Annotated in this window: 23 protein-coding genes; 9 read left to right on the top strand and 14 right to left on the bottom strand. The window is 70.3% G+C overall.

The genetic code is table 11. The annotated features are described in order from the left end of the window. The first annotated feature begins 81 nt into the window (after window positions 1–81). The gene (locus tag LQ757_RS03060) at window positions 82–729 is read left to right on the top strand and encodes a TetR/AcrR family transcriptional regulator (protein ID WP_231045725.1); all 648 of its coding nucleotides are present in this window, start codon (window positions 82–84) and stop codon (window positions 727–729) included. A gap of 51 nt (window positions 730–780) precedes the next feature. Here the strand turns inward: LQ757_RS03060 and LQ757_RS03065 are convergent, their stop codons facing one another. The 3 genes from LQ757_RS03065 to purD all read right to left on the bottom strand — a co-directional run bounded on the left by LQ757_RS03065 (window position 781) and on the right by purD (window position 4,175). Beyond that, complete coding sequence (locus LQ757_RS03065; protein ID WP_231046303.1) at window positions 781–1,623, bottom strand: VOC family protein; 843 nt, start codon at window positions 1,621–1,623, stop codon at window positions 781–783. A gap of 228 nt (window positions 1,624–1,851) precedes the next feature. After that, a complete protein-coding gene (locus LQ757_RS03070; protein WP_231045726.1) occupies window positions 1,852–2,799 on the bottom strand; it encodes a phosphoribosylaminoimidazolesuccinocarboxamide synthase in 948 nt (315 codons plus the stop codon). Between the two features lie 41 nt (window positions 2,800–2,840). Further along, window positions 2,841–4,175, bottom strand: coding sequence for a phosphoribosylamine--glycine ligase (gene purD, locus LQ757_RS03075; RefSeq protein ID WP_231045727.1), 1,335 nt, complete (start codon window positions 4,173–4,175; stop codon window positions 2,841–2,843). Between the two features lie 42 nt (window positions 4,176–4,217). Between purD and LQ757_RS03080 the strand changes: the two genes are divergently transcribed. Together LQ757_RS03080 and LQ757_RS03085 are read left to right on the top strand one after the other, a co-directional pair. Continuing rightward, complete coding sequence (locus LQ757_RS03080) at window positions 4,218–4,598, top strand: sterol carrier family protein (protein ID WP_231045728.1); 381 nt, start codon at window positions 4,218–4,220, stop codon at window positions 4,596–4,598. A 64-nt stretch (window positions 4,599–4,662) separates the two neighbouring features. Further along, window positions 4,663–5,049 (top strand): potassium transporter Trk, encoded by a 387-nt coding sequence (locus tag LQ757_RS03085; protein WP_231045729.1) that lies wholly within the window; start codon window positions 4,663–4,665, stop codon window positions 5,047–5,049. Between the two features lie 76 nt (window positions 5,050–5,125). Here LQ757_RS03085 and purF read toward each other — a convergent pair whose 3' ends face one another. Together purF and LQ757_RS03095 are read right to left on the bottom strand one after the other, a co-directional pair. Further along, window positions 5,126–6,583 (bottom strand): amidophosphoribosyltransferase, encoded by a 1,458-nt coding sequence (gene purF, locus LQ757_RS03090; RefSeq protein ID WP_231045730.1) that lies wholly within the window; start codon window positions 6,581–6,583, stop codon window positions 5,126–5,128. Window positions 6,584–6,706: 123 nt separating this feature from the next. Then, on the bottom strand, window positions 6,707–7,141 hold the full coding sequence (locus LQ757_RS03095) for a hotdog fold thioesterase (RefSeq protein ID WP_231045731.1): 435 nt from the start codon (window positions 7,139–7,141) through the stop codon (window positions 6,707–6,709). Between the two features lie 61 nt (window positions 7,142–7,202). Between LQ757_RS03095 and LQ757_RS03100 the strand changes: the two genes are divergently transcribed. After that, window positions 7,203–8,510, top strand: coding sequence for an acyltransferase family protein (locus LQ757_RS03100; RefSeq protein WP_231045732.1), 1,308 nt, complete (start codon window positions 7,203–7,205; stop codon window positions 8,508–8,510). An 11-nt stretch (window positions 8,511–8,521) separates the two neighbouring features. Here the strand turns inward: LQ757_RS03100 and LQ757_RS03105 are convergent, their stop codons facing one another. Next, on the bottom strand, window positions 8,522–9,130 hold the full coding sequence (locus LQ757_RS03105) for a zinc-binding alcohol dehydrogenase (RefSeq protein WP_231045733.1): 609 nt from the start codon (window positions 9,128–9,130) through the stop codon (window positions 8,522–8,524). Window positions 9,131–9,202: 72 nt separating this feature from the next. On the opposite strand from LQ757_RS03105, the gene purM reads away from it, so the two are divergent. Both purM and LQ757_RS03115 read left to right on the top strand, forming a co-directional pair. Continuing rightward, the gene (purM, locus tag LQ757_RS03110; protein WP_231045734.1) at window positions 9,203–10,306 is read left to right on the top strand and encodes a phosphoribosylformylglycinamidine cyclo-ligase; all 1,104 of its coding nucleotides are present in this window, start codon (window positions 9,203–9,205) and stop codon (window positions 10,304–10,306) included. A 13-nt stretch (window positions 10,307–10,319) separates the two neighbouring features. After that, window positions 10,320–11,117, top strand: a complete 798-nt coding sequence (locus tag LQ757_RS03115; RefSeq protein ID WP_231045735.1) for an LLM class flavin-dependent oxidoreductase — start codon at window positions 10,320–10,322, stop codon at window positions 11,115–11,117. Between the two features lie 165 nt (window positions 11,118–11,282). On the opposite strand, the gene LQ757_RS03120 is transcribed toward LQ757_RS03115, so the two are convergent. Then, a complete protein-coding gene (locus LQ757_RS03120; RefSeq protein WP_231045736.1) occupies window positions 11,283–11,495 on the bottom strand; it encodes a DUF3073 domain-containing protein in 213 nt (70 codons plus the stop codon). 207 nt (window positions 11,496–11,702) lie between these two features. Here LQ757_RS03120 and LQ757_RS03125 point away from each other — a divergent pair, with 207 nt between their 5' ends. Further along, window positions 11,703–12,857 carry an FAD-dependent oxidoreductase gene (locus tag LQ757_RS03125; RefSeq protein WP_231045737.1) on the top strand — a complete coding sequence of 385 codons (1,155 nt, stop codon included), beginning with the start codon at window positions 11,703–11,705 and terminating at the stop codon, window positions 12,855–12,857. A gap of 211 nt (window positions 12,858–13,068) precedes the next feature. On the opposite strand, the gene LQ757_RS03130 is transcribed toward LQ757_RS03125, so the two are convergent. Then, a complete protein-coding gene (locus LQ757_RS03130) occupies window positions 13,069–15,195 on the bottom strand; it encodes an APC family permease (protein ID WP_231045738.1) in 2,127 nt (708 codons plus the stop codon). 187 nt (window positions 15,196–15,382) lie between these two features. Between LQ757_RS03130 and LQ757_RS03135 the strand changes: the two genes are divergently transcribed. Further along, the gene (locus tag LQ757_RS03135; RefSeq protein ID WP_231045739.1) at window positions 15,383–16,075 is read left to right on the top strand and encodes a copper resistance CopC family protein; all 693 of its coding nucleotides are present in this window, start codon (window positions 15,383–15,385) and stop codon (window positions 16,073–16,075) included. Here LQ757_RS03135 and crcB read toward each other — a convergent pair. The 5 genes from crcB to LQ757_RS03160 all read right to left on the bottom strand — a co-directional run bounded on the left by crcB (window position 16,061) and on the right by LQ757_RS03160 (window position 19,099). Next, a complete protein-coding gene (gene crcB / locus LQ757_RS03140) occupies window positions 16,061–16,432 on the bottom strand; it encodes a fluoride efflux transporter CrcB (RefSeq protein ID WP_231045740.1) in 372 nt (123 codons plus the stop codon). The two genes, LQ757_RS03135 and crcB, sit on opposite strands and share 15 nt — an antisense overlap. Window positions 16,433–16,437: 5 nt before the next feature. Next, the gene (locus LQ757_RS03145) at window positions 16,438–16,857 is read right to left on the bottom strand and encodes a fluoride efflux transporter FluC (protein WP_231045741.1); all 420 of its coding nucleotides are present in this window, start codon (window positions 16,855–16,857) and stop codon (window positions 16,438–16,440) included. Between the two features lie 50 nt (window positions 16,858–16,907). After that, window positions 16,908–17,426, bottom strand: a complete 519-nt coding sequence (locus LQ757_RS03150; protein ID WP_231045742.1) for a GNAT family N-acetyltransferase — start codon at window positions 17,424–17,426, stop codon at window positions 16,908–16,910. A gap of 138 nt (window positions 17,427–17,564) precedes the next feature. Then, window positions 17,565–18,215: a PadR family transcriptional regulator gene (locus LQ757_RS03155; RefSeq protein WP_231045743.1), complete on the bottom strand. Its 651-nt coding sequence runs from the start codon at window positions 18,213–18,215 to the stop codon at window positions 17,565–17,567. Continuing rightward, complete coding sequence (locus LQ757_RS03160) at window positions 18,212–19,099, bottom strand: DUF4097 family beta strand repeat-containing protein (protein ID WP_231045744.1); 888 nt, start codon at window positions 19,097–19,099, stop codon at window positions 18,212–18,214. Before LQ757_RS03160 ends, LQ757_RS03155 begins: the two co-directional genes overlap by 4 nt. A 288-nt stretch (window positions 19,100–19,387) precedes the next feature. Here LQ757_RS03160 and LQ757_RS03165 point away from each other — a divergent pair, with 288 nt between their 5' ends. Continuing rightward, entirely contained in the window at window positions 19,388–20,146 is a 759-nt protein-coding gene (locus LQ757_RS03165; protein ID WP_231045745.1) for a MerR family transcriptional regulator, read from the top strand. 108 nt (window positions 20,147–20,254) lie between these two features. Here the strand turns inward: LQ757_RS03165 and yczE are convergent, their stop codons facing one another. Further along, window positions 20,255–20,956 carry a membrane protein YczE gene (gene yczE / locus LQ757_RS03170; RefSeq protein ID WP_231045746.1) on the bottom strand — a complete coding sequence of 234 codons (702 nt, stop codon included), beginning with the start codon at window positions 20,954–20,956 and terminating at the stop codon, window positions 20,255–20,257. Window positions 20,957–21,006: the final 50 nt, after the last annotated feature.

Here is a 21,006-nt window from a genome sequence, read left to right on the forward strand (position 1 = left end):
CCCAGGGGAACGTCGCCCGTTCTCGGGTAAACGGAGGCGACCCTCCGTATCCTACGGTATCGACACGCGTACAGTGAAAGCGTGAGCTCGCCCATGTCGCCTCGTCGTGACGCACAGCGCAATCATGCGCGCCTGCTCAGCGAGGCGCGACGGCTCTTCGCCGAACGCGGCATCGACGCGCCGCTCGACGAACTCGCCACCCGCGCCGGCGTCGGCGCCGGCACGGTGTATCGCCACTTCGCGAGCCGCGACGCGCTCGTGCGCGAGCTCTACGACACGGCCGTCGCCGAACTTCACCAGTTCGCGCCCGAGATCCTCGGTGCCGAGACCGGATGGCGATCCGTGGAGCTCTACCTCGAGCGCCTCGGCGCCTGGGTGGCCGACTCGCCGTTCCTTCCGGCCGTGATGCGGCGGGTCGCCGAACTCGACCCCTCGTACCGACCGGGCGCCGAGTTCGAGGCAGCCATCGACGGGCTCGTCGCACGCGCACAGGCCGAGGGATCGCTGCGTGCCGATGTCACGGCGGTCGATCTCAGCGTCCTCGTCGACATGCTGGGGTCGCTCGGCCAGTACGGCCGGCAGTACCTGCCGTTCTGGCGTCGGCAGCTCACGATCGTGCTCGACGGCCTCCGGGCGCGTCCCGGCACGACGCCGATGCCCGTCGCGGGGCAGGCGTTCGCAGCCTTCCACGACATGTCCCACGCGAAGGGCCCGCGTCCGGCGGGTTGAGGAGCGCCCGGCGCAGCCGGACGCGTCTCGAAACCCGCCGGCTGCCAGGGATCAGCCTGCGGCACGCACCTCGACGAGGTTCGACCACGGGTCGTCGAAGGCCAGGGTGCGGCCGTCGTCGCGCGTCGGAACCCGGTGGTGGGACATCCGTTCGCCCAGCTCGCCGAGGTCGTCGGGCGTCGGCACGACGATCTCGACCTTGCCGAGTCCGAGGGCGAGCCCGCGGCGGCCGGCGCCGCGGCTGTTCCACGTGTTCATCGCCATGTGGTGGTGGTAACCGCCCGCCGAGACGAAGAGCGCCTGATCGCCCATCTCGGCGGTCGTCTCGAAGCCGAGTCGGTCGACGTAGAACTCGCGCGCGCTCGCGACGTCGCCGACCGAGAGGTGCACGTGCCCGACGACTGCGTCGCCGAGTTTCGCGCCGCTCGCGACGGCGGCCGTGCCGGTCTCGCCGAGGTGGTCGCGCAGGTAGCCGTTGGGGTCGAGGTAGATGGTCGCCATCTCGACGGTGCCGTGCACCCAGCTCCACGTCGAGCTGTCGCGGTCGAAGTACAGCTCGACGCCGTTGCCCTCGGGGTCGGTGAAGTAGAAGGCCTCGCTCACGAGGTGGTCGGCGCTGCCGGTGAAGGTGCCGGGATAGCGGGTCGCGACCGAGGCGATCGCGGTCGCGAGGGCCTCACGCGTGTCGAAGAGGATCGCGGTGTGGAACAGGCCCGCATCGCGCGGCGACGCGTGCTTGAGCTCGGGGGCGTGCTGCAGGATCACGATCGGAGTCGTGCCCCGACCGAGCACGGCGACGGGGCCGTCGTGGCTCAGCAGTTCGAGCGTCACGCCGTCGCGGTAGTAGCGGATCATGCCATCGAGGTCGCCGACGCGCAGGGTCACGGCGCCCATGCCGGTGTCGGCGGCGAGGAGTCCGGCGCCCTGCGGCGTGCCATTGGTTGTAATCACAACTAATGATAACTCACGTCCGCGCGAACCTATTCCCACGTGATCGTCGATCCGTCGAAAAGCGCGCCAACCAGGCGCGGGAAGAGTATTTTCTGACGGATCGATGGGGTGGAGGCGTCGCCGGCGGCCCGCCCACGCGCGAGCCCGCCCGCCCGCGGGCGCGAGCCCGCCCTACGCCGAGGTCATGCGCTCGAGCAGCTCGCGGTAGCGCGCGGCAGTCTGCTCGACGATCTCGTGCGGAAGCGTCGGCGGCTCCTCGGTCGCCTCCTGGTCCCAGTTCGCGGCGAGCCAGTCGCGCACGATCTGCTTGTCGAAGCTCGCCATGCGCTGCTCGGGGGTCGAGCCGGTGGCGTAGGCTGCGGCATCCCAGAAGCGCGAGGAGTCGGAGGTGAGCACCTCGTCGGCGAGCGTCACGATGCCGGTGGCGCGGTCGGCGCCGAACTCGAACTTCGTGTCGGCGAGGATCAGCCCGCGGCCCTCGGCGATCGCCGCGGCGCGCTCGAAGATCTCGATCGACAGCTCACGCAACTGCGAGGCGACGACCTCGCCCACGAGTTCGACGGTGCGCTCGTACGACACGTTCTCGTCGTGCTCGCCCAGCGGCGCCTTCCACGCGGGCGTGTACAGCGGCTCGGGCAGCTGGTCGCCGTTCGAGAGCCCGGCGGGCAGCGCGATGCCGCCGATGGCACCCGTCTCCTGGTACTCCTTCCAGCCGCCGCCGGTGAGGTAGCCGCGCACGACGCACTCGATCGGGAACATGTCGAGCGTGCGGCACAGGGTCGCGCGATCGGCGACCGCCTCGGGCACCGCGGGCAGCTCGAGCTCATCGAGCCGGTCGTTCAACGGGTACGCCAGGTGATTCGGCACGTCGGGCAGCTGGTCGAACCACCAGTGCGTGAGCCGCGTGAGCATCGCGCCCTTGCCGGGGATCGTGGGCTCGAGCACCGCGTCGTAGGCACTCACCCGGTCGCTTGCGACCACGAGCACGACCGGCGAGAGGCGCAGCGGGTCGCCGGTCCATGAGTCGTCGTCGTCGAGCAGCTTGGTGGGCACGTACAGGTCGCGCACCTTGCCCGAGTACACGTGGGTCCAGCCGGGCATCTCGCCGTTGTCGCTCATGTCGTTCAGTCTACGAGCGGGCGTCTGCCGCTGCCCGTGACCTATTCGGCGACGCGCGCGGCGATGTCGGTTCGGTACTGCGCGCCGTCGAGCCGAACGTGGCCGAGCGCCTCGTAGGCACGCCGCCGGGCCTCGGCGAAGTCCTTGCCGACGGCGACGACGTTGAGCACGCGCCCGCCCGTGGCGAGCAGCGGCGGGTGGGGGTGCGGCTCGGTCATCGCCCCGATCGCGGTCGCCGCGTGGGCGACGTGCACCCCGGGCACGGATGCCGCGGCCTCGAGCCCCTCGATCGCGCGCCCCGTCTCGGGGGCTTCGGGATACCCTTCGCTCGCGAGCACGACCGTGACCGCGGCATCCGACCGGAACGTCGGCCGCGGCAGCCCGCCCAGCCTGCCCGTCGCGGCCGCGAACAGCAGGCCCGACAACGGCGTCTCGAGGCGCGGCAGCACGACCTGCGTCTCGGGGTCGCCGAAGCGCGCGTTGAACTCGATCACGCGGATGCCGCGCGACGTGAGGATGAGTCCCGCGTAGAGCAGCCCGATGAACGGCGTCTGCTCGTGGGCGAGCTGCCGCACGGTGGGCAGCGCGATGGTCTCGATGACCTCGTCGACGAACGCCTCTTCGCTGCCGAACCGGCCCCCGCGCCCGTCGACCGCGTCGGCGAGCCACGGCAGCGGCGAGTAGGCGCCCATGCCGCCCGTGTTCGGGCCCTGGTCGCCGTCGCGCAGGCGCTTGTAGTCCTGCGCCGGGGAGAGTGGCAGCACGTTCGTGCCGTCGGAGAGCAGGAAGAGCGACACCTCTTGGCCGTCGAGGAACTCCTCGACGAGCACGGGGCCCTGCTGCAGGTAGTGGGCGGCGTGGGCGAGGGCGGCGTCGCGGTCTTCGGTGACGAGCACGCCCTTGCCCGCGGCGAGCCCGTCGGCCTTCACGACGTACGGGTCGCCGAACTCGTCGAGGGTGCGCTCGACCTCGTCGAGGGTCTCGGCGAGCGTCGCACGACCGGTCGGCACGTCGGCCGCCTCCATGATGCGCTTCGCGAACGTCTTCGAACCCTCGAGGGCCGCCGCCGCCTTGCCGGGTCCGAACACGCCGATGCCGCGGGTGCGCAGCGCGTCGGCGACGCCGGCCACAAGGGGCGCTTCAGGACCGATGACCACGAGTTCGATGTCGTTGTCGAGTGCGTAGTCGGCGACGATGACCGGGTCGGTCGGGTCGAGAGCGATGGTGATCACGCTGCCGCGTGCCGACGACGTGTGGGATGCCGCGATGCCGGCATTGCCCGGAGCCGCGATGATCTCGTGGCCGGCCTCTTCGTCGAGGAGCGCGAGGATGATGGCGTGCTCGCGCGCGCCCGAGCCGAGGACGAGGATTCTCACCGCCTCAGGCTACCGCCTTTCAGAATCCGAGATGATGGAGTCATGGCACGCGCGAAGATCAACGACGAGGTCGGGCGGGCGGCGCTCGGGGTAGTGCGGGCCGTCACCGACGGGGGTGCCGACGCCGCGGCATCCGTCGATCGCACGACGCTCGCGCTCGCCGTGCGGTACTCGCTGCAGCTGCTCGCCGAGCAGGCGCCGGGCGGCACCGTCGAGGTGCGGGTGCCGCCGTACGCGGCCGTGCAGTGCGTCGAGGGTCCGAAGCACACGCGCGGCACGCCGCCGAACGTGATCGAGACGGATGCCTCGACCTGGCTCGCGCTCGCCACGGGCGCGATCTCGTGGGGCGACGCGCGCGCCGCCGGCCGGGTGCAGGCCTCGGGGCAGCGCGCCGACCTGAGCGGCCTCCTGCCGATCGTCTGAGCGGCCTCCTGCCGATCGTCTGGGATCTGGTGCCCGCGCCCCGCTGATGCGGGACAATGGAGGGGTGAGCGATCCGCAGAACCCCGCCCGGCCGTCCGAGCACGACGACGAGATCCTCGTCGTGCGCGAAGACGAGGTCGAGACCGACGTCGCGAACGACACCGTCACCGTGCGGCGCGCCCCCCGCTATGGGCGTTTCATCACGCTCGGCGCCGTCGTCGGCGCGATCGCCGCGCTCATCCTCACGTTCTCGTTCTCGGGGCAGCCGGCCTCGCCCGAGCTCGGGCTCGATTTCGACAAGGGCCAGGTGTTCGGCTTCCTGCTGCTGCTGTGCGGGGTCGTCGGCGCGGCGCTCGGTGCCGTCGTGGCGCTGCTCATCGACCGAGCGACCGCCCGTCGGGCGAAGTCGGTCATCGCCGAGCACTCGTCCACGCATCACATCGAACGCTAGGCGGGAGTCGGGTCTCGAGGAGCGGCGCCTCCCGCGGCGCTCGGCGTGCGGCGCACCCCGCCCGGCGATCGACGGCTCAACTGAGCTGCGTGCGCTCGACCCACTCGAGGTACTCCTCGGTGACGGTGCCGGTGACGTAGTCGCCCGTGAAGCACGAGAGGTCGAGCTGCTCGATCGAGGTGCCCTCGGTGATCGCGGCCTGAAGGTCGGCGACCTCTTGGTAGATCATGTGGTCGGCACCGAGTTCGCGGGCGATCTCGGGGATCTTGCGCCCGTAGGCGATGAGCTCCTTGCGACTCGGCATGTTGATGCCGTAGACGTGCGGGAACCGCACCGGGGGAGCCGCCGAGGTGAACGTCACCTTGTTGGCGCCGGCGTCGCGGGCCATCTGCACGATCTGCTGCGACGTGGTGCCGCGCACGATGGAATCGTCGACGATGAGGATGTTCTTGCCCTTGAACTCGGTGCCCATGGCGTTGAGCTTCTGGCGCACCGAGCGCTTGCGCTCGGCCTGGCCCGGCATGATGAAGGTGCGGCCGACGTAGCGATTCTTGTAGAAGCCCTCGCGGTACTCGATGCCGAGCTTCTGCGCGACCTGCATCGCCGACGGCCGTGACGAGTCGGGGATCGGCATGACGACGTCGATGTCGCCCTTGCTCATGTGGGTCTCGACGGTCGTCGCGAGCCGGTCGCCCATGCGCAGGCGCGCCTCGTACACCGAGATGCCGTTCATGACCGAGTCGGGGCGGGCGAGGTAGACGTACTCGAACGAGCACGGCACGAGGCGCGGGTCGGTGGCGCACTGGCGCGAGACCATCTCGCCGTCGAGCGTGATGAAGATCGCCTCACCGGGCGCGACATCGCGCACGATCTCGTAGTCGCCGTTCTCGAGCACGAGCGACTCGGACGCCACGATCCACTCGTGCTTGCCGGCATCCGTCGTGCGACGACCGAGGATCAGCGGGCGGATGCCGAACGGATCGCGGAACGCGAGCAGGCCGTAGCCCGCGATCATCGCGATGACCGCGTACGAGCCCTCGACCCGCTCGTGCACCTGCGCGACCGCGTCGAACACCTGGTCGGGGTCGAGCTCGAGGCCCTTGATCTGCCCCTGCAGCTCGGTGGCGAGCACGTTGAGCAGCATCTCGGTGTCGCTCGTGGAGTTCACGTGGCGGCGGTCGATCGAGAACAGGTCGCCCGAGAGCTCGCGCGTGTTCGTGAGGTTGCCGTTGTGCACGAGGATGATGCCGTAGGGCGCGTTCACGTAGAACGGCTGCGCCTCTTCTTCACGCTCGGCCGCACCCTTGGTCGTGTAGCGCACATGGCCGAGGCCGAGGTTGCCGATGAGCGAGCGCATGTCGCGGGTGCGGAACGCCTCACGCACCTGGCCGCGGGCCTTCGCCATGTGGAAGACGGGGCCGTCGGCCGTGGCGATGCCCGTCGAGTCCTGACCGCGGTGCTGCAGCAGCAGCAGGCTGTCGTAGATCTGCTGGTTGACGGGTTCGGTGGAGACGATGCCGACGATGCCGCACATTCGAGCGATGGCTCCTCGTGGGGTGTGGTGATGCGTCCGAGCTGGACGTTCCATCCTCCCATACGCGCGCGTGTGAGCCGCCTGAGCGGAACCTCATGCTCAGCTGAGCAACGGGAGCGGTACTCAGTACTCCGACGGCTTCGCGAGCACCGCCATCGTGCAGCGCGAGATGCACACGAGCTTGCCCGCCTCGTCGGTGATCCTGATCTCCCACACCTGCGTCGTACGTCCGCGCGTGAGCGGCTTCGCCTCGCCGTACACCCAGCCCTCGGCCACGGGGCGCGTGTGGTTCGCGTTGATCTCCATGCCGACGCAGTAATTGGCGGCCGGGTCGACCGTGAACGTCGCGCCCCAGCTCGCGAGCGTCTCCGCGAGGGCGACGGATGCTCCGCCGTGCAGCACCCCGCCCGGCTGGCGCGTGCGCCCGTCGACGGGCATGCGGCCCTTCAGCGAGTCTTCGGTGAGCTCGGTCATCTCGATGCCGAGTTCGTTGAGGAGGGTGCCGTCGCGACGCGAGTTCGCCCAGTCGAGGGAGGGCTCGCCGAACCAGATGCTCATGCCCTCGAGTCTCGCACGCGAAGGTCGTGCGACCGGGGCGTCGAGCGCCCATGATGGTCTTATGGGCGACCGGAAGGGTGCTCAAGCGCTCCGCGACCGGGCGCGTGCCGCGCCACTCGGTCGGCGCGATCTCGTCGTCGACCTCGCGAGAGTGGCCTGCATCCTGCTCGTCGTCGTGGGCCACCTCCTCATGGTCGGTGTCGGCGTCGACCCCTCCGGTGCGATCGTGCTCTCCCGGCCGATCGACGCGCAGGCGTGGTTCATCGCCGCGACCTGGGCCGGCCAGGTCATGCCCCTGTTCTTCGCGCTCGGCGGGTTCACCGCCGTCGTGTCGCTGCGCCGCCGACGGGCGCATGGGGGCAGCGCGATCGACTTCGTCCGCGCCCGCACGCTGCGGCTGGCGACCCCGGCCCTGCCGCTCTTCGCCTGCGTGGCCATCGCCCTCGGGGTCGCGGCGCTCGCCGGGGTCGACCCCGTGCTCCTGGGCGCGATCGCCGCCGGCATCGGGGTTCCGCTGTGGTTCCTCGCCACCTACCTGTTCGTGCAATGCCTCGTGCCGCTGCTCTCCGAACTGCACCGACGGGCGCCGAGTCGGACGCTCGTCGCGCTGGCCGTCGCCGTCGTCATCGTGGACGCGGCGCGCATCGGCTCCGGGATCCCCGAGGTCGGAATGCTCAACGTCGCCTTCGTCGCTGCATTCGTGCAGCAGATCGGGTTCTGGTACGCCGACGGCTGGTTCAGGCGGCGTACCCGACTGCAACTGCTGGTCATCGCGGTCGCCGCGTACGTGCTCATCTGGCCCGGGGTCGCGGTCGGATGGCACTCGCCGAACATGCTGACGAACCTCGAGCCGCCGACTTCGCCGCTCATGCTGCTCGGGATCGCGCAGATGTGCATCTTCAGCCTGCTGCATCCCCCGCTGTCCCTCCTCATGTCCTCCCGGGTGTTGCGGGCGGGTGTGTACTTCGTGGCGAGCAGGGCGGTGACGCTGTACCTGTGGCACCTGCCGATCATCGTCGCGGTCTCGGCCGTCGCGCTCCTGTGGCCCGGCGCGTCGCCGGAGCCCGAGAGCCCCGAGTGGTGGTTCAGCCGTCCCGTCGTGCTCGTGATCGTGCTCGCGACCGTGTGGCTCGTGTCGCTGCCGATCGCACGCTTCGAGTCATTCGTCGCCGCCGTCCCGGCAGGCTTCCGCCGTCCGTCGTCGGCGGCGGTCGTCACGGCCGCCGTGCTCGCGTTCCTGCCGGCCTTCGCGGAGATCGTGTGGTCGCTCGATCTCGCGCTCGCGGTCGCGGGAACGGCGATGCTCACGGCGTCCCTGGCGCTCGACCGGGCGCGCCGCAACCCGACGAATCCACCGCAGACGACGTGACCGCGCTGTGGTCAGGCGAGTTCGGCGATGATCGGGTGGATGGCGTCGTCGAACGCCGAGGCATCCGATCGCAGCGAATCGGTCACCGCGACGCTCATCGCGCCGATCCACCACACGCCGACCGCCGAGAACGGGACGACCTCGACGTTGAGCTCGAACGAGTGCGCGCGGCGGCCGACCTCGCGTTCGTGCTCGGCGATGGTGCCGGCGTAGGCGCGGTAGGAGTCGCCGCGGCGCGCGGCCGACGCGTTGCGGTAGCCCTCGTGCGCCCACTCGGCCCACGCGCGTGCGGCCTCGGCGTGCGGAACGATCGCGGCGGCGAGCACCTCGGCATCGGAGACGGGAAGCGCGACCTCGGTGTCGTACGCCTCGACGAGTTCGAGCGGCACCGGCGACGGGTGCGCCTCCGGCTCGACGGTCATCGCCCACCACGCGCGCCACTGGCGCTCGAGCAGGTCGTGCTGGTCCATCTCGAGTTTGGCCCCCACCACGCCGACATCGCGCAGCCTCGGCAACTCGACCGGCGAGGCGATGCCGAGCGCCTCGCGCAGATACAGGGCGAGCAGCACCGGGCGACTCGCATTCTCACGGATCACCCACGACGGCGTGCCCCCGGACATACCCCGAATTCTACTCGCCACGTCTGGCGAGCGGGCGGATGTCGCCGCGCGGCGCGCGGGTACGCTTGGGGCGTGACCTCGAACTCGTCGTATGCTGCCGCCGGAGTCGACACCCACGCGGGTGACCTGGCCGTCGAACTCATGAAAGAGGCCGTCGCCGCCACGCACGGCCCGAACGTGCTCGGCGGGGTCGGCGGGTTCGCGGGCCTGTTCGACCTCTCGTTCGCGAAGGACTATGCGAAACCCCTGCTCGCGACCTCGACCGACGGGGTCGGCACCAAGATCGCGATCGCGCAGGCCCTCGACAAGCACGACACCATCGGCCAAGACCTCGTGGGCATGGTCGTCGACGACATCATCGTGGTCGGCGCGACGCCGCTGTTCATGACCGACTACATCGCGTGCGGCAAGGTCGTGCCCGAGCGCATCGCCGCGATCGTCACGGGCATCGCGCGCGCCTGCGCCGACACGGGCACCGCCCTCGTCGGCGGCGAGACCGCCGAGCACCCGGGCCTCATGGGCGCCGACGACTACGACGTCGCGGGTGCCGCGGTCGGCGTCGTCGAGGCCGACCGACTGCTCGGCGCCGAGCGCGTGGCCGAAGGCGACGTCGTCATCGCCATCGAGTCGAGCGGCCTGCACTCCAACGGCTACTCGCTCGTCAGAAGTATTCTTCGACATGCCGAGATCGACTACGTCGATCGGTCTGATGACCTCTCGACGACGTGGGGCGAGGTGCTGCTCGAGCCGACGCGGCTCTACACCGGGCCGCTCGTGCAGCTGCTCGCCGGTCCTCATGCCGACGCCGTGCACTCGCTCTCCCACGTCACCGGAGGCGGCATCGCGGCGAACCTCGCCCGCGTGCTCCCCCGCGGATCCTGGGTCGAACTCGACCGGTCGACGTGGTCGCCGGCACCGGTGTTCCGAGTGCTCAACGACCTCGCCGGCACGACGCTGGAGTCGACCGAAGGCACCTGGAATCTCGGTATCGGATTCTTCGCCGTCGTCGCGGCCGAGGCAGCGGCATCCGTGATCACCGAACTCGGCAGCCTCGGGTTGCCGGCTTGGCAGGCCGGAACCGTCACGATCGGCGATCGCGATCTCGACGGCTTCGAGCAGGGGGCCAAGGGCGTCGACGGCGGCGCGGTGCGGCTCGTCGGCGGCTACGCCGGCTGAGCGGGCGATCCCCGTGAGCGCGGCCGCCTCGATCGGCATCATCGGCACCACCCCGCTCGAGGTCGTCCGCGCACTCGCACCGCGCATCGAACGCCTCGGGTTCGCGAGGCTCTGGATCAACGACGTCCCGGGCGGCGACTCGCTCGCCGGGCTCCGGGTCGCGGCCGAGGCGACATCGACGCTCCGCTTGGCCACGGGCGTGATCCCGCTCGACCGCCGGCCGGTCGACTCGCTCGACCTCGACGGCTTGCCCGTCGACCGGCTCGCGCTCGGCATCGGCTCGGGCGGCGTGGCGACCCGCCCCGTCGACTTCGTGGGCGAAGGCCTCGCGCGCCTGCGGGCGGTCACCGACGCGCCGATCGTCGTCGGCGCACTCGGCCCTCGCATGCGGCGCCTCGCGGCGGAGCAGGCCGACGGCGTGCTCCTGAACTGGCTCACGCCCGCGGCCGGCGCCGTCACCGCTGACGAGTTGCGACGCGACGCCGGTGAGCGCTCGGTGCGGTCGACGCTCTACGTGCGCACGATCGTCGACGAGTCGGCGCGGTCCGTGCTCGATCGCGAGATCGTGCGGTACGAGTCGGTGCCGGCCTACGCCGCCAACTTCGAGCGGCTCGGATTCCGTGCCGCCGACGCGACGATCGCGGACGCGTCGACACTCGCCGAGTACCTCGATGGCGACCTCGACGAGATCGTGCTGCGCGCGATGACGCCCTCGAACTCGATTACCGAGCTCGAGGAATTCGTCGACGGCGCCGCCCGCTGGCTGGCGCTGAAGTCCCGCGCCGCTGGTGACCCGATCGGCACGAACTGACCACGCAATCCGACCGCAGGCGCGTGCGCGCAAGCGCGTGCCCGCCAGGCGCGTGCTCGCCAGGCGCGTGCTCGCCGCGCACCGACCCGGACGGGGTCGTCAGCTGATCGTGACGATCAGCTGAGTGCGGCGAGGTGCGGTGAGGTCGGCGACGATCAGCGGGGGCTACGCGCGCTGTTCGCGCTGCTCGTCGCCGGTGACGTAGGCGTCGTCGTCTTCGGCGGCGTACTCCGCCCATTTCGACGCCTCGTCGCTGTAATCGTCATGCTGCGAACCCGTGAGCTCGCGCTCAAGCGCGTTGTAGTCGGTGTTCGGGCTGAAGTACTTCAGCTCGCGAGCGACCTTGGTGTGCTTGGCTTTCTGACGGCCGCGCCCCATGCGTGACCCCCTTACGACATCTGGCCGGGTGGGATGGTCTTCACCCGGCGCTCATCTGATAGTTGAAATTTCGTCCGGATGCCAGTTTAGCACCGTGCCACGCCACCTTCGGTGGTATCCACACCTGCGCGATGAGGTGCTGGACTCGTGCTGCGGGCACACAGCAAGCCATGTTGAGATGGTCTGGTGATACCCGCCCCTGAACGCGTGAAGGTCGTGGTGATCGGCGCAGGACAGGCGGGGCTGTCGGTGGCCTATTACCTGCGTCGATTCGAGCTCGTCGCCGACGAGGACTTCGTCGTGCTCGACCGCGCGCCCGGTGCCGGCGGTGCATGGCAGCACCGCTGGTCGTCGTTGCGACTCGGAACCGCCCACCGCGTGAACGACCTGCCCGGCATGGCCGAGCTCGGACTGAGCTTCGACACCGCCGACCGCGACCTCCCCGCGAAAGACGTCGTCGCCGACTACTACGGCAGGTTCGAGCAGCACTACGACCTTCGAGTGCACCGGCCGGTCGACGTGCGCTCGGTCGTGAACGAGGGCGCCGACCTGGTCGTGCGATACGAGGACCTCTCGCCGAAACCGGTCGAGGAACTCAAGACCCGCGGGCTCTTCGGACGCCGTCGCAAGAGCTTCGAGGCGCCCGCGAACCAGCGCGCGCCGCAGCACGAGATCGTCGCGAGCTTCCTCGTGAACGCCACCGGCACCTGGGGCTCGCCGTTCGTCCCCTTCTACCCGGGCATGGGCGAATTCGCGGGCAGGCACCTGCACACCTCGGACTACATCGAGGCCGAGGACTTCCGCGACCAGCACATCGTGATCGTCGGCGGCGGCACCTCGGCCATCGGGTTCATGCTCGAGCTCGAGAACATCGCGGCCGGGCTCACGTGGGTGTCGCGACGCCCGGTCGACTGGATCGACCGGCAGGAGCTCGACCTCGAGGGCGCGTCGGCCGCGGTCGCCATGCAGGACGAGGCGGCGCGCTCGGGCAGGGCCCTGCCCTCGATCGTGAGCGGCACCGGCGTGCCGAAGAGCCGCCGCATCGCCGCCGGCATCGAGCGCGGACTGCTCGTCGCGCGCCCCATGTTCGACCGCATCGAAGCAGACCGGGTCGTGTGGGACGGCGGCGAATCGGGCATGGCCCGAGCCGACGCGATCATCTGGGCCACGGGGTTCCGCCCCGAGCTGCGCCACCTCGCACCGCTCAGGCTGCGTGAGAAGGCCGGCGGGGTCACCGTCGGGCAGGGCGCGGCGTGGAGCGACCCCCGCGTCTTCCTCGCCGGCTACGGGCCCCAGGCGTCGACGATCGGCGCGAACCGCGCCGGCCGCATGATCGCGCGCCAGATCATGGCGATGCTCTAGCCTCCGAGCCGCGCCGAGCCGCGCCGACCGCGCCGACCGCGCCGACCCGCGCCGACCGCGCCGACCTCACCCACGCTCGGTGTCCCGAAAACAGGAACACTTCGAGGTTCGGGCGGCGCGGCTTCCTGTTTCCGAGGCCGCCGCGGCGTGTCTTCCTGTTTTCAGAGCGGGTGCGGGTGCGGGTGCGGGGGGCGGGTGTCGGGGAGAGCGCCTACCGAGCGCTGCCGCCGCGCCGCGTCGACGCGCTCTCGAGCGGCCGACGCGCCACCGGTCGCACGGGCTCGCCGCGGCGATCCTGGCCGGGCAGCGGCCGCGACCGCCGTCCGTACAAGAGGTCGGAGGAGTCGAGCAGCCACGGCACAAGCGCCACCGTGACGCCGTGCACGAGCATGAGCTTCTGCCGGATGCGCCGCGCCTTGTGGTTGTGCAGCAGGCTCTCCCACCAGTGCCCGACGATGTACTGCGGCATGTACACCGTGACGACCTCGGAGCCGAATTCCTCGCGACGCCCCTTGATGTACTGGATGAGCGGGTGGCTGAGGTCACGGTACGGCGACGACAGGATGCGCAGCTTCACGTGGATGTTCTGCTTCGCCCACGCCTTCTTCAGGCGCTTCGTCTCGTCTTCGTCGAGCGAGACGTGCACGGCCTCGAGCGAGTCGTGGCGTGCTGCGATCGCGTAGTCGAGGGCCTTCAGGGTCGGCTTCTGCATGCGGCCGACGAGCACGATCGCGTGGTCGCCCGCCGAGCCGAAGGTCGTCGTCGGGTCGACCTCGATCTCCTTCTCGACGTCGCGGTAGTAGCGGTGCACGCCCATCATCAGCAGGAAAAGCACGGGCATGAGCACGAACACGATCCACGCGCCGTGCGTGAACTTGGTCACGGTCACGACGATGAGCACGACCGCCGTCATCGCGGCGCCGATCGCGTTGATGATGAGGGCGCGCACCATGGCCCCTCGCGTGAGCGGAGCGCGGTCGGCGTCGGCACGGTACGTCGCCTTCGACCTGGCCGACGTTCCGGACCTCGGTTTCGGATGCCGCAGCCCGCGCAGTTCGCGAAGCCAGTGCCGCACCATGCCGGTCTGCCCCAGGGTGAACGACACGAAGACGCCGATGATGTAGAGCTGGATCAGCACCGTGAGGTTCGCCTGGAAGACCACGAGGATCACGGATGCCGCGAGCGCGAGGATCACGACGCCGTTCGAGTAGATCAACCGGTCGCCGCGGGTCGAGAGCGACTTCGGTGCGTACCCGTCGCGGGCCAGCACCGACCCGAGCAGCGGGAAGCCGTTGAACGCCGTGTTCGCCGCGAGCAGCAGCACGAGCGCGGTCGCCGCCTGGATGACGTAGAAGAACACGCTGCTGCCGCCGAACGTCGCCGCCGCGACCTGTGCCATGAGGCTCGGCTGCGGCTCGGTGGCGCACTCGGCCCAGCCGATGAGATGGCAGGGGTCCTCGGCGTAGTGCACCTGCGAGACGAGCGCGAGCGTCGTCAGGCCGGCGAAGAGCACGATCGCGATGCCGCCCATCAGCACGAGCGTCATCTGGGCGTTGCGCACCTTCGGCAACCGGAACGCGGGCACGCCGTTCGAGATGGCCTCGACGCCCGTCAGGGCGGAGCATCCGCTCGCGAACGATCGCAGCAGCAACAGGATGACCGCGGCCTGGCCCAGCGACTCGGCCTCCACGCCGTAGGCCGCCGAAGAGGCCACCGGAGCGTCGCCGAGCAGGGTGCGGGTGAGGCCGACGACGACCATCACGAACACGCTGCCGATGAACAGGTAGGTCGGCACCGCGAACGCCCGCGACGACTCGCTGACGCCGCGGAGGTTCACGGCGGCGAGGATGATCACGAACACCACCGCGAGCTCGACGCGGAACGGGTTGAGCTCGGGGATCGCCGAGATGATGTTGTCGACGCCCGAGGCGACCGAGACCACCACCGTCATGACGTAGTCGACGAGCAACGCCGATGCCACCACGAGGCCCGACTTCTCGCCGAGGTTGCGGTGCGCGACCTCGTAGTCGCCGCCGCCCGAGGGGTACGCGCGGATCAGCTGCCGGTAGCTCGCCACGACGGTGACGAGGAGCACCACGACCGCGAGCGCGACCCACGGGGCGAAGCTCAGGAAGGCGAGGCCGCCGATCGTGAGGATCATCAGCAGCTCCTGCGGCGCGTACGCCACCGACGAGAGCGGGTCGCTCGCGAAGATCGGCAGCGCGAAGCGCTTCTTGAGAAGTTGCCCCTCGAGCTTCTCGGTGGGGAGGGGGTCGCCGATAATCCAGTTCTTCGGCGACTTCAGTTCTGCCGGCGGCTCGCCGACTTCATTCGTCACGGCGGATGACACTACTCCCGCGGCGGCGGATGTCAAGCCCGCCGCTGGGCCGGTCGCCCGGAAGCGCTGATCGCCGCGCGGTTCGGCGGCATCTCAGGCGCGATTGCTATGGTTGGGCACCGAACTCGCCGCCCATGGCTCAGCCACGGGACATCCGTTCGGTTACGCGCCCCAGGAGGCCTCCCGCATGCCCACGTCACCCACCGCCGTCGCACGCGCCGCGACCCGCACCAGTCCCGCAACTCGCATGCGTGCGGTGGTGCTCGCTGCCGCGGCGCTCGCCGTCGCGCTCTGCCTCACCCTCGCGGGCGGCTCACCCGCCTTCGCGCACGACGAGCTCATCGCGTCGAGCCCCGAGCCCGGCGAGGTGTTCGACGCCGCCCCGGCCGAGGTGACCCTCACGTTCTCGGGGGATGTGCTCGAGGCGGGAACGGCGGTCGTCGTCGTCGACCACCACGGCGATGAGGTCGAGGTCGGCGCACCGGCGGTGTCCGGATCCGAGGTCACCTCGGGGCTGCCCGCCGACCTCAGCGGCGAGTACCAGGTGCGCTGGCGCGTCGTCTCCTCCGACGGCCACCCGATCGAGGGCACCATCGACTTCGGTGTCGGCGCCGATGCGACCGGTACCTGGACCGAAGAGGCGCCGCACGATGAGGCCCCCGCCGACAGCGAGAGCGCCGGCGGATCCGAGCATGCCGAAGACGCCGCCGCGACCGGCCCCGACGGCTGGACCATCGCCGGATTCGTCGTCGGCGCGCTCGGCATCCTCGCGCTCGCCGCGGCGCTCATCGTCGCCGCCCGCCGCAAGAGCGCCGGCCCCGGCGCCGGCTCGGGTCCCGGTGCGGGCTCGGGTGGCCCGGGCGGCTCAGCCGACCAGTAGGTAGCCGCCGGCCGCGGCCGCGATGCCGAGCACGAACGTCAAGACGACGTTGAACACGGCGGCGCGCCAACGGTCGCCGTCGACGAGCTCGATGGTCTCGACGCTCCACGTGCTGAACGTCGTGAGCCCCCCGCAGAAGCCGGTGACGAGCACGAGCCTCAGGTCGCCGTCGAGTGCGGCTCGCTCGGCGAGGCCGATGAGTGCGCCGGCGAACGCCGAGCCGACGACGTTCACGATGAGGATGCCGCCCGGTAGGTGCCCCGGTCGCACCGGCAGCGCGCGCGAGAGCGCGTACCGCATGACCGCGCCCATGGCGCCGGCGACGAGCACGGCGGCGGCGACGAGGGGTGAGAGCACGCCGGTCACAGCGTCTCGCCCGCGTCGGTGACGTCGGTCGGCATGGGGCGGTGCGCGATGAGCGAGCCGATGCGCAGCCCGGCCGCCGCGGCCGCGAGACCACCGATGATCGACGCGAGCAGGTACGCGAACGCTGTCAGCCACTCGCCCTCGCGACCCAGCACGACGAGCGCCGCCGTCACGGCCGAGAGGGTCGTGAAGGATCCGAGCACCCCCGGGCCGATGCCGGCCTTCAGCCATCTCGGCGTCGTCGGCCGGGTCCAGAGGCCGCCGACGAGCCACCCGAGCGCGAACGCGCCGCCGAGGTTCACGATGAGGGTCTCGACGGGGAACGCGTCGTCGGCGCGCGGGAACGCGAGGTCGCAGGCGAGCCGCAGGCCGGTGCCGACGAGGCCGCCCAGGGCGACGGCGAGATACGAGCGCACCCCCAGAGGCTACGCCCGCGGCGCCCAGAAGTACCCGCGGCGCCCAGAGGTTACGCCCGCGGCGCCTCGGCGAGGTCGTAGACCCAGTTGTTCGAGGTCTGCCAATTGCCCGGCGGATACTCGAACTCCTCTTGCCCGTCGAGCCGGAAGCCGGCCTTCTCGCAGATCGCGTTCGACCCGACGTTGTCGACCCGGGGGTAGGCCCAGAGGCGCCCGGTCTCACCGCGAGCCCGTGCGTCGGCGATGAGCCCGAGGAGCGCCTGGGTGGCGATGCCACGCCCCTGATAGGCAGACTCGACCGAGAACCCGCACTCGAGGGCGTGCTCTTCGCCGGGGATCTCGCGCTGCCAGTAGCCGATGGAGCCGACCCCCTCGGGATGGCCTTCGATGACGATGCGGAACATGCGTGCGGTGCCCTCGCGCCAGTACCGCAGGTAGCGCTCGTGACGCGCCGCGAGCGCCTCGTCGGACTCGGGCCCGCCGAGGTGCGTCATCATCTCGGGCGTGTTGCCGCGCTGCAGGGTGGCGAGGTCGTCGTCAGCCCACGGCACCAGTTGCACGTCTGTCATGCCCCCATCGAAGCACTCGCCGCCGACACGCGATCGGGATGTGGGTTGAGGAGCGCCGCAGGCGAGTCTCGAAACCCGAATGCTCGCAGGCCTGGGTTTCGAGCGTCGGGCGCTCCTCAACCCGCAGATCGGGTCAGCTCAGCGGTCGACGAGCGTCGCGAGCACGTCGGCGCGCACCTGCGCCAGTCGCACCCTCAGCAGCGTCACCGACTCGGTCGAGACGCGCCCGCGGTGCGCCTGCGTGCGCAGGTCGGTGCGCAACTGCTGACGGAACTCGTTGAGCACGAGGTCGGCCTCGTGCACCGCACGATTCGACTCGGCGTGCAGGTTGATCGTCCCGCCCGCGCCGCCGCTGCCCGTCGTGTCGGCGAACTTCGCCGAGGTCGACTGCGACGAACGTTTCGCCTCGCGCGCGGCGCTCGCGAGCTCCGCCCGCAATGACCGCATCGCGTCGTTCACCTCGGCTCGCACGCCGTCGGCGAGTCGTCGCACCGAATCGGTGACCTCGTCTTCGATCGCGTCGAGCTCGTGCCGGCGGGCGTCGAGTTCTGCTCGGCCCGCCTCGGTGATCTCGTAGACGGTCTTGCGGCCGTCGGTCGTCTTCGAGACGAGCCCCTCCTCTTCGAGCTTCGACAGGCGGGGGTAGATCGTTCCCGCGCTCGGGCTGTACGTTCCGCCGAACCGGTCGCTGAGCGCCTGGATGAGTTCGTAGCCGTGGCGCGGCTGTTCGTCGAGCAGCGCCAGCAGGTAGAGGCGCAGGCTCCCGTGGGCGAAGACCGGCGGGGTCATGCGGATGCCTCGGCGCCGGTCGGCCCCGCTGCTGCCGTGCTGTCGTCGTGGGCGCGGCCCGCGGCATCCGCTCGCTCGGTCGGCTCGCGGCGCATGACCGAGATGGAACCCGAGACGCTGTTCGCGCCGAGGTCGAGCCAGCGGCCGGCGAGTTCGCCCGTGACGCGCTCGAAGCCCTTGCCGAGCATGCCCTTGATGGTCGTGTCGTCGAGCAGCACCGTGCCGCTGACCGTGTTGATGCGGTAGCGGGCGCCCGACCCCGTGTCGAAGCGCACCGTGAGGTCGCCCGAGACGGTGTTGGTGTCGACCCGGTCGGGAGTGCCGTAGGCGTCGAGCACCATGTCGCCCGAGACGGTGTCGGCGTTGAACGAGCGCACGTCGCCGGTGGCGACGATGTCGCCCGAGACCGAGTGCGCGGTGATGCGGCCGACGTGGTTGCCCGCGGACATCTCGCCCGAGACGCTCGAGAGCTCGACGTCGCCCTCGTGGGTGTCGAGCACGAGGTCGCCCGAGACGGTGCTGAGCTTCGCATCGGTCGCGAAGCCCGAGACGAGCGTGTCGCCCGAGACCATGCCGAGCTTCATGACGACATGGCGCGGCGCGAGGATCGACACCTGCGCCTTGGCGCTGCCCGCCCAGCCCTTGAAGACCTCGATGAAGTTGTCCCACCGCAGTTGCGGGTGGTCGATGTCGAGCACGTCTCCGTCGATCTCGACCTTCAGGTCTTTGCCGGTGACGCCCGTGATCTCGATGCGCGCCCCCGGCTCGTCGTGCGCGATGACATCGACCTTGCCGCCGATGAGGCTGACCTTGAGCTTGCGCACGAGCTCGAGGTCGATGACCCGGGACTCGCCCGGTGCGATGACCCACTTCTCGATGGACATGTCGTGTTCTCTCCTTCGTTCGCGATATATCGCGTTGACCTGAATAACACGATATATCGCGTTGGCGGCGGGCGCAAGTGCTCAGTCGAAGGAGGGTTCGTGCGACACGCTGAGCAGGCGACGGCGCGCCGCGACGACGGTCCTTCGACTCGCGAATTGGGCAAGCGCTGGGGCGGGAGTACAAAAGGGCGGGCGGATGCCGCGGCGCTTGACATTGACGCTGCGTCAAGCTTTAGCGTGGCATGCGTGGGGTCGAGAGCGGCCCGAAGGTCACGAGAGGAGGACGTCGTGGACTGGTCGATCCAGGAGATCGCGAGGCTCGCGGGAACCACGAGCCGCACGCTTCGTCACTACGACGACATCGGGCTGCTCGCGCCCGCGCGCATCGGGTCGAACGGCTACCGGTACTACGACGAGCCGGCACTCGTGCGCCTGCAGCGCGTCATGCTGCTGCGCGAGCTCGGGCTGGGACTCCCCGCGATCGGCGAGGTGCTCGATCGCGAGGAGAGCGCCCCGCACGCCCTGCGCAGCCACCTCGAGTGGCTCAGGCAGGAACAAGAACGACTGGCGCGGCAGATCGCGTCGGTCGAGCACACCATCACGGCATTGGAAGGAGGTGAACGACTCATGGCAGAGAACGTGTTCGACGGGTTCGACCACACCCGGTACAAGGAGGAGGTCGAGCAGCGCTGGGGCAAGGACGCGTACGCGAAGAGCGACGCGTGGTGGCGCTCGATGAGCGCAGAGCAGAAGGCCGCCTGGCAGGAACGCGCGTCAGACCTCGGCCGGGACTGGATCGCGGCGCACGACCGCGGCATCGACCCGACGGGCGACGAGGCGCAGGCACTCGCGCAGCGGCACTTCGAGTGGCTGCGCGGCATTCCGGGCACTCCCGGCGGTGGCGGGCAGGGCCCGACGAAGGAGTACTTCGTCGGCCTCGCCGAGATGTACGTGGCCGATGAGCGCTTCGGCGCCAACTACGGCGGCCGGGCCGGCGCGGAGTTCGTGCGCGACGCGATGACGGCCTACGCCGACCGCAACCTGTAGTGCCGCGTCGGTCGAGAAGGCCCGCCAGGGCCGTATCGAGACCTCGGGGTCTCGATACGCTCGCTGGCGCTCGCTACTCGACCGGCGGTGGCTACTCGACCGGTGCTGCTACTCGACGACCGGGGTCGCGCGGGGCGTGGGAACGGCGCGCGGTGCCCGGGCCGGGACATCCGCTCGCGTGCTGCGCTCGTTGCGCCTGATCGCGAACAGGGGGATCGCGTACCCGCAGATCGGGCCGATGAGCAACGCGAACGCGACCGTGCCGATGCCGACGTTGCCGCCGAGCAGCCAGCCGGCGCCGAGCACGATGACCTCGATGCCGGTGCGCACGATCCAGATCTTCCAGCCGGTGACGCGGTGCAGGCCCGTCATGAGCCCGTCGCGCGGGCCCGGGCCGAAGTGCGCACCGATGTAGAGGCCGGTGGCCGCGCCGAGCACGAGGATGCCCGCGGCGAGGAGGCCGATGCGAGCCCAGAGGTCGAGTCCCGACGGGATCAGCCAGAGTCCGACGTCGGCGGAAGGGCCGACGAGCAGCGCGTTCATGACGGTGCCGAAGCCGAGGCGCTGGCGCAGGGGGATCCAGAGCAGCAGCACGACGCCGCTCGTGAGCACGGTGATGAGGCCGAAGCCGAGGCCGGTCTGCTTGGAGATGCCCTGGGTGAGCACGTCCCACGGGGCGACCCCGAGCTCGCCGCGCACGATGAGGGCGATGCCGATGCCGTAGAGGAAGAGCCCGGCGAACAGCTGCACGAAGCGGCGCGCGAGCACGGGTGCGGAATCGGTGGAGCGAGGAAGGGTCAGGCGTGGCATTCTGCAATCCAATTCCATGATTGGCCTTATGACAAGAAGCCAATTGCGAT

Origin of the sequence: Agromyces cavernae, from assembly GCF_021044935.1 — a bacterium.
GTDB lineage: Bacteria > Actinomycetota > Actinomycetes > Actinomycetales > Microbacteriaceae > Agromyces > Agromyces cavernae.

Bases quoted from the DNA above. Each gene is read 5' to 3' on its own strand.
- LQ757_RS03065 (WP_231046303.1), bottom strand. From the start codon at position 1,623: ATGGGCGCCGTGACCCTGCGCGTCGGCGACCTCGATGGCATGATCCGC.
- LQ757_RS03070 (WP_231045726.1), bottom strand. From the start codon at position 2,799: ATGAGCGACAACGGCGAGATGCCCGGCTGGACCCACGTGTACTCGGGC.
- LQ757_RS03080 (WP_231045728.1), top strand. From the start codon at position 4,218: ATGGCACGCGCGAAGATCAACGACGAGGTCGGGCGGGCGGCGCTCGGG.
- purF (WP_231045730.1), bottom strand. From the start codon at position 6,583: ATGTGCGGCATCGTCGGCATCGTCTCCACCGAACCCGTCAACCAGCAG.
- LQ757_RS03095 (WP_231045731.1), bottom strand. From the start codon at position 7,141: ATGAGCATCTGGTTCGGCGAGCCCTCCCTCGACTGGGCGAACTCGCGT.
- LQ757_RS03100 (WP_231045732.1), top strand. From the start codon at position 7,203: ATGGGCGACCGGAAGGGTGCTCAAGCGCTCCGCGACCGGGCGCGTGCC.
- LQ757_RS03105 (WP_231045733.1), bottom strand. From the start codon at position 9,130: ATGTCCGGGGGCACGCCGTCGTGGGTGATCCGTGAGAATGCGAGTCGC.
- LQ757_RS03120 (WP_231045736.1), bottom strand. From the start codon at position 11,495: ATGGGGCGCGGCCGTCAGAAAGCCAAGCACACCAAGGTCGCTCGCGAG.
- LQ757_RS03135 (WP_231045739.1), top strand. From the start codon at position 15,383: ATGCCCACGTCACCCACCGCCGTCGCACGCGCCGCGACCCGCACCAGT.
- LQ757_RS03150 (WP_231045742.1), bottom strand. From the start codon at position 17,426: ATGACAGACGTGCAACTGGTGCCGTGGGCTGACGACGACCTCGCCACC.
- LQ757_RS03155 (WP_231045743.1), bottom strand. From the start codon at position 18,215: ATGACCCCGCCGGTCTTCGCCCACGGGAGCCTGCGCCTCTACCTGCTG.
- LQ757_RS03160 (WP_231045744.1), bottom strand. From the start codon at position 19,099: ATGTCCATCGAGAAGTGGGTCATCGCACCGGGCGAGTCCCGGGTCATC.
- yczE (WP_231045746.1), bottom strand. From the start codon at position 20,956: ATGCCACGCCTGACCCTTCCTCGCTCCACCGATTCCGCACCCGTGCTC.